This is a genomic window from Thalassospira sp. MCCC 1A02898 (genome assembly GCF_001618185.1).
Taxonomy (GTDB): domain Bacteria; phylum Pseudomonadota; class Alphaproteobacteria; order Rhodospirillales; family Thalassospiraceae; genus Thalassospira; species Thalassospira tepidiphila.
The window spans coordinates 507,486-515,996 of sequence record NZ_LPXK01000009.1 but is presented as its reverse complement, the minus strand read 5'-3'; the positions used below and the strand labels follow the sequence as shown (position 1 = coordinate 515,996).

General features: G+C 54.7%; 7 protein-coding genes. 1 reads left to right on the top strand and 6 read right to left on the bottom strand.

Annotated features, from left to right (window positions below; translation table 11 throughout):
* Positions 1-422: hypothetical protein (locus AUQ41_RS21170; RefSeq protein ID WP_232308346.1), on the bottom strand; the 422-nt coding region annotated here is incomplete at its 3' end.
* Between AUQ41_RS21170 and AUQ41_RS09065 the strand changes: the two genes are divergently transcribed.
* The gene (locus AUQ41_RS09065; protein ID WP_063088054.1) at positions 421-1,443 is read left to right on the top strand and encodes a proline racemase family protein; all 1,023 of its coding nucleotides are present in this window, start codon (positions 421-423) and stop codon (positions 1,441-1,443) included. The genes AUQ41_RS21170 and AUQ41_RS09065 overlap by 2 nt on opposite strands.
* Positions 1,444-1,521: 78 nt before the next feature.
* On the opposite strand, the gene AUQ41_RS09060 is transcribed toward AUQ41_RS09065, so the two are convergent.
* The 5 genes from AUQ41_RS09060 to AUQ41_RS09040 all read right to left on the bottom strand — a co-directional run bounded on the left by AUQ41_RS09060 (position 1,522) and on the right by AUQ41_RS09040 (position 8,406).
* The gene (locus AUQ41_RS09060; protein WP_008890092.1) at positions 1,522-2,190 is read right to left on the bottom strand and encodes a GntR family transcriptional regulator; all 669 of its coding nucleotides are present in this window, start codon (positions 2,188-2,190) and stop codon (positions 1,522-1,524) included.
* Between the two features lie 209 nt (positions 2,191-2,399).
* Positions 2,400-3,401 (bottom strand): 4-hydroxyproline epimerase, encoded by a 1,002-nt coding sequence (locus AUQ41_RS09055; protein WP_063087986.1) that lies wholly within the window; start codon positions 3,399-3,401, stop codon positions 2,400-2,402.
* 10 nt (positions 3,402-3,411) lie between these two features.
* A complete protein-coding gene (locus AUQ41_RS09050) occupies positions 3,412-4,713 on the bottom strand; it encodes an FAD-binding oxidoreductase (protein ID WP_063087984.1) in 1,302 nt (433 codons plus the stop codon).
* Between the two features lie 170 nt (positions 4,714-4,883).
* Positions 4,884-5,780, bottom strand: coding sequence for a dihydrodipicolinate synthase family protein (locus AUQ41_RS09045; RefSeq protein WP_063087982.1), 897 nt, complete (start codon positions 5,778-5,780; stop codon positions 4,884-4,886).
* Between the two features lie 205 nt (positions 5,781-5,985).
* The gene (locus AUQ41_RS09040; RefSeq protein WP_083952804.1) at positions 5,986-8,406 is read right to left on the bottom strand and encodes a glycosyltransferase; all 2,421 of its coding nucleotides are present in this window, start codon (positions 8,404-8,406) and stop codon (positions 5,986-5,988) included.
* Positions 8,407-8,511 lie beyond the last annotated feature (105 nt).

Below are 8,511 nucleotides of genomic sequence, written 5' to 3'. Positions count from 1 at the left end.
TAACGCTGCCCGCGCATCCCTTCCTTCTGATCTACAATGTCAAAGAACTCTAGGACCGAAGCCCCGAACCGCTCAGTCCGCGTCGCCGTCTCGTTGGCGCCGCACCCCGTCGGTGGAGGCGGGTTATAGGCCCCACTCCCAAAACTGTCAAACACCTTTTTGCAAAAAAATGACAGAAATGTCGTTACGCAAAATTTTTGCGCGAAACCATATATAGGTTTCACTTTTATGACCTGCAAGGGGCCCAAAACCCGAAAATCGGAGGTCGCTTCGATTGCTCTGCGCGATAATGCCGATAAGATGTTCGCGCAAGTTTTCACCCGCCACAGAATCACCCGCGCCAAAAGCGACAAATAATCCGGATCAATGCCCATGCAAGACGATAAAACACCCCCGAGATCGCAAAGTGATTCGGAAATCATGCGCTCTTACCCCCATCAATCAGCTCCGATTGAGGTGATCGACATGCATACCGGGGGTGAGCCGCTGCGAATCATTTCGTCCGGTTATCCCGAAATTCCCGGCGAAGACATTCTGGCCAAGCGCCGCTATGCCAAAGACCACCTTGATCATCTGCGCCGCTTTTTGATGTTCGAGCCGCGCGGTCATTACGACATGTATGGCGCGATCCTGGTTGCGCCCAGCCTGCCCGATGCCGACCTTGCGGTTCTGTTCATTCATAATGAAGGATATTCGACCATGTGCGGCCATGCGATTCTGGCGCTTGGTCGCTATGCGATTGATTATGGTCTGGTCAAAGCGGTCGAGCCGATCACCACCGTCAATATTGAATGCCCATGTGGCCTGGTGCGTGCCGAGGTCGAGGTGCATGAGGGTAAAACCGGCAAGGTCCGGTTTTCATCGGTGCCATCGTTTATGTTTGCCAGTGATGTCTCCTTACGCCTTGCCGACGGAACGCCGTTTGAAACCGATGTCGGATATGGCGGCGCGTTTTATGCCATTCTGGATGCCGGGCAATTTGATATTGCCATCACGCCGGAAAATGCCCGCCAACTGACACAGCTGGCGGAGGCGATTTGCCAAGCAGTGAATGACAGCGTAACGCTGTCCCATCCCGATCATGATGATCTGGCCTTTTTATATGGTGCGATCCTGACCGACGGGCGCGATGCGTTTGAGGGATCCGCCACACGTAATATATGTGTGTTTGCCAAAAATCAGGTCGACCGCAGCCCGACCGGGTCCGGCGTCAGTGCCCGCCTTGCCATTCAGCACGCCAAGGGACTGATTGCACCGGGACAGGTGCGCCTATTTGAAAGCGTGATCGGATCGCGCTTTGAAGGATCGGTTGAAGCCACAACCAGCTGTGGCCCGCATGAAGCCATCATCGCCTCGGTCACGGGCAAGGCGCATTACAGTGGCAAGGCCAGTTTCTGGCTTGAAGAGGATGATGTAATCGGGCGCGGCTTTATTGTTGGCTGAGTTCAACAAGACAGAAACAGAAAAGGGATGCCATCAGCATCCCTTTTTTCGTTTCGGACTTGGTCAGACTTGGTTCGCCTATTCACGCGCCTTGCGCAGGCAGTCCATCAGGCTGTCGGCAGAACTTTGAATGTGATTGGCGAGAAGCTCGACGGCTTCTTCGACATTCCCGGCCTTGCAGGCGTCAAATATCTGATGGTGTTCACGCTCGGCCCGGTCGGTTGCGCCGGAAAGGGCCAGCTGTGCCTGGGTAAAGCGCACGGTGTTGTTGCCGATCATGCGGACAATCTCGAGCGTCTTGGGACGGTTCGATGCGCGATAAAGCCGGTCGTGGAATTCGCGATTAAGCTCCCCCCACTTCGAAACATCGCCGGATCGGAACGCTTCGTCATAGACCATCAGGATATCTTCGACCGATTTGAGGTCCGCCGGGGTCAGGCGCGGGACGGCATGACGCAGAAGATCACATTCAAGCAGCTTGCGGACTTCAAACAATTCCTCGATCTCGTCAAGCGAGAGCTGCGAGACAATCGCGCCCTTGTGCGGCTGGAACGAGACGAGCCCTTCGGCATCAAGGCGCTGCAAGGCTTCGCGGACCGGAATGCGCGAGACATTATATTCACCCGCGATGGCATCCTGTCGCAATTGATATCCGGCAGGGAAATCGCCGGTCAGAATACGTGCACGAAGATCTTCGGTCACCTGATCGGTGATGGTACGGCGGGTAAATCGCGGTGATGCGGTCATTTCAGCTCTTTTATGGTGTTACCCCGACGCGACATGGCATGCTGATCAATCGGGCAAAATTCCATCCGACAGAATCTGTCAGTTTTGCTATTCATAGCGTTGGGTCAAACAAGTCGCAATACAATTGCCTACTGTATTAGCAGCCAAACTTCGCCGATATACGACAAAGGGGGCATGAAGCCCCCTTGGTGTGATCGACAGCACTTTGCCTATTTGACAATGAAGCCATGGGCATAGGGATCGCGGTCATCAATGAAGATGGTGTTGTAGCCATGCTTGCGCGCCCAGCCTTCGATCCCCGGCACGACGGCATCAAATTCGCCGACCTTGGTTTTCTCGACCACCGACACCCGGAACTGTGATCCGATAATGCTTTCATGGACCAACTCATGTTCGGGATCCCACTGCCCCTTGGCGACCAGTTGGGCGAGCCGGGCCGAGGAGCCGGTCCCGCAGGGCGAGCGATCAATACCCTTGTCACCATAGAACACCGCATTGCGATGCGTGCTGTCGGGTTGGGTCGGCTTGCCGGTCCACTGGATGTGCGACAGGCCCTTGATATCGGGATAAAGCGGATGCACAAATTCGTTCTGTTCGTTCAGACGATGGCGGAGTTCCGGGCTGATGCGTTGCAGGTCACCGGCCGAGAAATCGGCCATGTCGCGGTAGTTTTCCTGCGGTTCGACAATCGCATAGAAATTACCGCCATAGGCAACATCCACCTTGATCGGACCAAGATCCGGGCAATCGACTTCGATATCGGTTTTATAAAGGAACGACGGCACGTTGGTGAGCTTGACCGATTCAACGTAATCGCCAACCTGATTATATTCGGCAATGACGAGCCCCGCCGGTGTTTCAAGGCGCAGACGACCGGGGATTTTGGGTTTTACAAGGCCTTCCTCGATCGCCATCGTCACGGTGCCAATCGTGCCATGACCGCACATCGGCAGGCAGCCAGACGTTTCGATAAACAGCACGGCGACGTCATAGTCATCCGAGATCGGGTCATAGAGGATCGATCCCGACATGACATCATGACCGCGTGGCTCAAACATCAGCCCGGTACGGATCCAGTCATACTCACGAAGAAAATGCGCACGCTTTTCAAGCATGGTCGCACCGTCAAGCTTGGGACCACCGCCGGCAACCAGACGCACCGGGTTGCCGCAGGTATGACCGTCGACACAAAAGAAACTGCTTTTCGCCATGGAGGGGGCCCTAGATGCTATAGAAACGAGAGAAACGATTAATGCGATACGGGGTCATGTCGACCGGCGTTTTGCCCGTTGCCATCAGATCGGCAACCAGACGCCCGGTCGTCGCCCCAAGTGTTAAGCCCAGATGCCCATGCCCAAAGGCAAAATAAGCATTGGCATGATGCGGGCTTTTGGAAATGACCGGGGTTGAATCCGGCATAGAAGGACGGAAGCCCATCCATTCGGTACCGCCCTCGGCATTCAGTTTGGGCAGGACTTCCTTGCCCTTGGCAAACAGGGCCTTGGCACGTTCGTAATTTGGTGCCGCCAGAAGGCCCCCAAGTTCGACCGCCCCACCGACGCGAATGCCCATTTCAAGCGGACTTAAAACAAAGCTGTCATCAGCACAGACAATCATGCGCGACAGTTTGGCATCGTGATAAGGCACGGTGGTGTTGTAGCCGCGTTCGGTATCAAGCGGAACCGGCAAGCCCAGCCGCTTGGCCAGCGTCTTTGACCAGGCACCGCAGGCGACAACCACATGATCAAACGTGATCATGTCCCCAGCATCGGTGGTGGCGGCACGCGGTTTGCCATCGCGGAAGACAAAATTGGTCACATCGGCGGTCTGGAACTTGCCGCCACGATCGAGGAAATGCTTGAAAATGCCGGTGGTGATTTTGAACGGATCAAGGACATGGCCCCAGTCTTCTTCCATCACGCCGCAGGCAAAGATCGGCGCCAGATCGGGCTCGATATCGCGCACTTCATCACGGGTCAGGTCGCGCAGCTTTATGCCGTTACGCCGACGCAGATCAATGGCATATTCGGCCGCCTGACGGGATGCATTGCTGCGATACACCGCCATCGCGCCGTGTTTTTTGAAAACCGCATCCGTAAGGCCAGCTTCCTTAAGCACCGGGTCGTAATCATCCCATGCGCGGTTGAGCAAGGTCGCCATATTGGTTGCGATCTGTTCGACCCGTTGCTTTCTGCTGGATGCCAGAAACATCAACAACCAGGGCATCATTTTCGGCAAATAGCCCCAGCGCACCGAAAGCGGGCCCAACGGGTCCATCAACCAACCGGGAACGTTTTTAAGCACGCCCGGCATCGCAACCGGCGCGCATTCGGAAACCGCAATGCCGCCAGCATTGCCAAAGGACGCGCCCATGCCCGGTTCGCCGCGATCAAGAATTGTGACGTCATAGCCCTTATCAAGTAGCGCCAACCCGACATTGGCCCCGACAATACCCGCACCAATCACAACAACCTTTTGACCGGCGGCGGTATCGGATGGCGTGGTGGTTTTGGCTGATGTCATTTTGGGGCCTCTCGAATTTCGACGATGCGTATTTGGGCGCTTCTGAGCAGCAAACAGATAGCAGGAAGCTCCCCCGCGAGATAGGCGGAGGAGCTCACTGTTTCATCAAATACCGTCTCAATGCAATCACGGTTTTGCGGGTACGCATCCTGATTGCAAAGGACTGCCGATCAAAGCGACGGGCGGGTATCGATGGCTTTTTGGATGGTCGCCTTGATGGTTTCAAGCTCTTCACCGACCAGCGGCAGACGCGGTGCGCGAACGTGCGGTTTGCCAACGCCGGTCATTTCCTGAGCAAGCTTGATGTACTGAACCAGCTTGGCATGGACATCCATGTGCAGAACCGGGGTGAACCAGCGGTAGATTTCAAGCGCTTCGGTGTATTTGCCTTCAGACAGCAGCTTCCAGAGCGCGACCGATTCCTTCGGGAAGGCATCGGTGAAGCCGGAAATCCAGCCAACGGCACCGAGAACCTGCGTTTCCATGACAAGGTCATCCATGCCGCAGAACAGAACGAAACGATCGCCGCAGGCATTATAGATGTCGGTAATACGACGCGGATCGCCCGAGCTTTCCTTGATCGCAACAAGGTTTTTGACATCGGCAAGCTGGTTGAACTCTTCGGGCTTGATGTCGATGCGATAGGCACCCGGGTTGTTATAGATCATGATCGGCAGCTTGGTCGCGCCCGCCACCGTGCGGAAATGTTCGATATTCTCGCGCGGATCGGCGGTATAGACCATACCGGGCAGAAGCATCAGGCCATCAGCACCGAGCTTTTCACATTCCTGCACATAGCGGATGGCCGCACGGGTCGAATTTTCGGCGACACCAGACAGGACCGGGATGCGGCCGTTGGTGACTTCGACGGCGAGCTTCAGAACAGCGATTTTTTCGTCCGGCTCAAGGGCGGTGTTTTCACCAACCGAGCCCAACATGACAAGGCCATCAACACCGGCAGTAATCAGGTCTTCGATCTGTTTGGCGGTCATATCGAAATCAATCGAACCGTCTTCGTTCATCTGGGTGGCAACGGCGGGGAAAACGCCAGTCCAGTTTACCTGCATGGAAAGAAACCTCCTGATATGGCAGCACGGCAACATACCGGCGCCTTTAAGCATCACAGCCCCGATCAACGGCGACCGCATTCAATTCATGTATATTGTATACAAAACTAAAAATCACGATGCAACGGGATTTTTTCGAAAAGAAAAAGGGTCCGTTTTCGGACCCTTTCGATGCGATAAATCTGACACGGACAGCCAAGGCTCTTCAAGCTGTTGCAGTCGCCGTTGCTAGATGATTTGCCTCCATGGCCTCATCACCTGTCATGAAGGCAAGGGTCTGGGCAATGATGACGCTATCGCAAAGGTCGCGCTCTACTAGCTCTCGGGCAGCCTTGCCATAGGCCTTCCGCCGAGTGTCGTCTTCCATCAGTTCTTCGATCGCATCGGCAAGTGCTGTGCTGTCACGCAAAGGAACAAGAATTCCGTTCTCGCCATGGCGCACGATCTCTCGACAACCGGGCACGTCTGTTGCCACCATAGCAAGTCCGCTTGCAGCCGCCTCAAGCAAGGACTTCGGCAGGCCTTCGCGCCAGGACGGCAATACTGCAAGATCGGACTCACGCAGGAGTTCGCCGATGTCTGATCGTTTGCCCAACCATTCAACCAGGCCTTCCGACTGCCAGCTTTGCAAATCTTCCTCGCGGGCGCTATCGGGATTGGCCGGATCTACGTCACCGACCAAAACAATGCGATAGTTGCGATCACGAGATTTCAGGGCGCGCGCCGCCTCAATCAGTTCAGCAAGCCCCTTGGACCAGAGCATGCGTGCAACAAAAATCGCTGATTTGGGCTCGGACGTTTTCTCGCCTGCCGGGCTAAAGGCGGAGATATCAACACCGGATCCACGGATCAGTGCCAGACGCCTTTCCTTAAAGCCAAGCTTCTTCATCAAGGCATAGTCATCTGCATTCTGTACGATTACCCGGATCGATGGGCAGAGTGCATAAAAGCGCAGCAACAATGAAACGATCTGACGCACGATCTTTGTTTTTGCCCCATCTGAGACAAACAGGAAGCCAAGACCGGTGACCATGTTAACCGAACGCTTTGCACCGACCAGCAGCCCCGCAAATGAAGATAGAACCACGCACTGGATCGCCACATTGACGATAATATCGGGATTTTCTCGCCGGATCAGGCAAGCCAACGCTGTAATGGTTTTGAGTGATTTGAGCGGGCTTAGGCCACCGCGCGCAATCGGCACATGGACCACGCGAAAACCTTCCATGCGCAACCCCTCAGTCGCAGCAGCCGTGTTGCAGGCAACGACAACTTCATCCCCACGCACCAATGCTGCCCGCCCCAAACCGATCCGGTGCGAAACAAAGGACCAGTCTTCAGCACAGACGATCAAGGTTTTACGACGCTTCACGATGGCGTCCTTAGCAAGAAGTCGCTCGCGCCGCAGGAATGCCAATGCAAATGTCAACATCACCACACCAAACCACCACGAGGTCCAGAAGGAGTAATTGAACAACCCGGCAAACCAGTAGGCCGCCATCATCATCAATGTAAGTCCACCCGTAACAATTCCATTGTGGCGCACATCCTTAAACCCGGTGAGTCCGATCATTAAAACGAGCGAGACAACCACCGCCAATCCAAGGGCGCCAACTTCCAGCCAGATTTCCATAAACCAGCTATGGGGATGCCCCGGCAAAACAGATTGCGTTGAACTACCCGCCAATTCATTCGCACCCGGCACCCAAGGTGCCGCGTTAATCCCATAGCCGATAAGCGGATGATCAAAGACATGGCTAAAGGTAAACTGCCAGATCATTTGTCGATGTACATCGACAAGCCACATCGGCAGATAAGGCTCAAATCCACGCAGGTCGGACATATTACCTGTCACGTCGCCGAGCCAGGAAAGCGCGATCACGACCAATATTCCAATTGCAGCGGCGATAGCCACTTGCACCAGACGCGAACGGATCAGAAATACTGCACAAAAACCAATCGCGCCGCACGCAGCCAGCATTGCGGCAACGTTTGCTCTGCCATGGGAAACCTCGAGGATCGGTAAAATCGCGACGGCAATTGCGAGCGAGAAAAACCGGCTCGCCTTCTTCCGGTCGATCGCATCGAAAACCAAGATCATCGCGCCAAAGATCAGGAAACTGCCAACGGGTTTCAGGCGACGGGTAATATCAAAATTGAAATCGGGTTCTCGTAGCGCTTTAAGCGACAGGATTTCAGGTTGAATCAAAATCGCAAGCAGGCAATAGGTAACAAGTATCCAGGTGGCATAAATACAAGCATCCCATGCCAGTTTGGCTTTGGGTTCGATCAGGCGCATCAAATACCAGATGCCCGCAACCATCGCGAAACGTCCAAGCCACGTGCCAAATGATTTCTCTGGCACAACAGAAAAGCTTGCCGAAATCAGAAACACAATCAGTGTGGCAACAACCAGCCCGCCAATTGGCGTTGCGATATCACGGCGCATTTTGCGCCATGCTTCGCCATGATCAGCAGACACAACCGCACAGATCAGTGACAATCCAAGACCAATCCCCAGAGCCGCCCGACCAAAAAAGAACAAGGGTGCCGAGATGCCAAACAAAATGGCAGCGATGCCGAGCATTGTATCGCGCCAATGCCGGGTCGAGACGGTCTGTTGCATGATGGGCGGTTCCAAATTGAAGTCTGTCACCTTGCTAAACGCGCGGCGCTTTCGCGTCAATCATCATTGCAAGAACGCGTCGACCAGTTGGCACGACATATGGTT

Bases quoted from the DNA above. Each gene is read 5' to 3' on its own strand.
- AUQ41_RS09060 (WP_008890092.1), bottom strand. From the start codon at position 2,190: ATGACCGCATCACCGCGATTTACCCGCCGTACCATCACCGATCAGGTG.
- AUQ41_RS09045 (WP_063087982.1), bottom strand. From the start codon at position 5,780: ATGCAGGTAAACTGGACTGGCGTTTTCCCCGCCGTTGCCACCCAGATG.
- AUQ41_RS09065 (WP_063088054.1), top strand. From the start codon at position 421: ATGCGCTCTTACCCCCATCAATCAGCTCCGATTGAGGTGATCGACATG.
- AUQ41_RS09055 (WP_063087986.1), bottom strand. From the start codon at position 3,401: ATGGCGAAAAGCAGTTTCTTTTGTGTCGACGGTCATACCTGCGGCAAC.
- AUQ41_RS09040 (WP_083952804.1), bottom strand. From the start codon at position 8,406: ATGCAACAGACCGTCTCGACCCGGCATTGGCGCGATACAATGCTCGGC.
- AUQ41_RS09050 (WP_063087984.1), bottom strand. From the start codon at position 4,713: ATGACATCAGCCAAAACCACCACGCCATCCGATACCGCCGCCGGTCAA.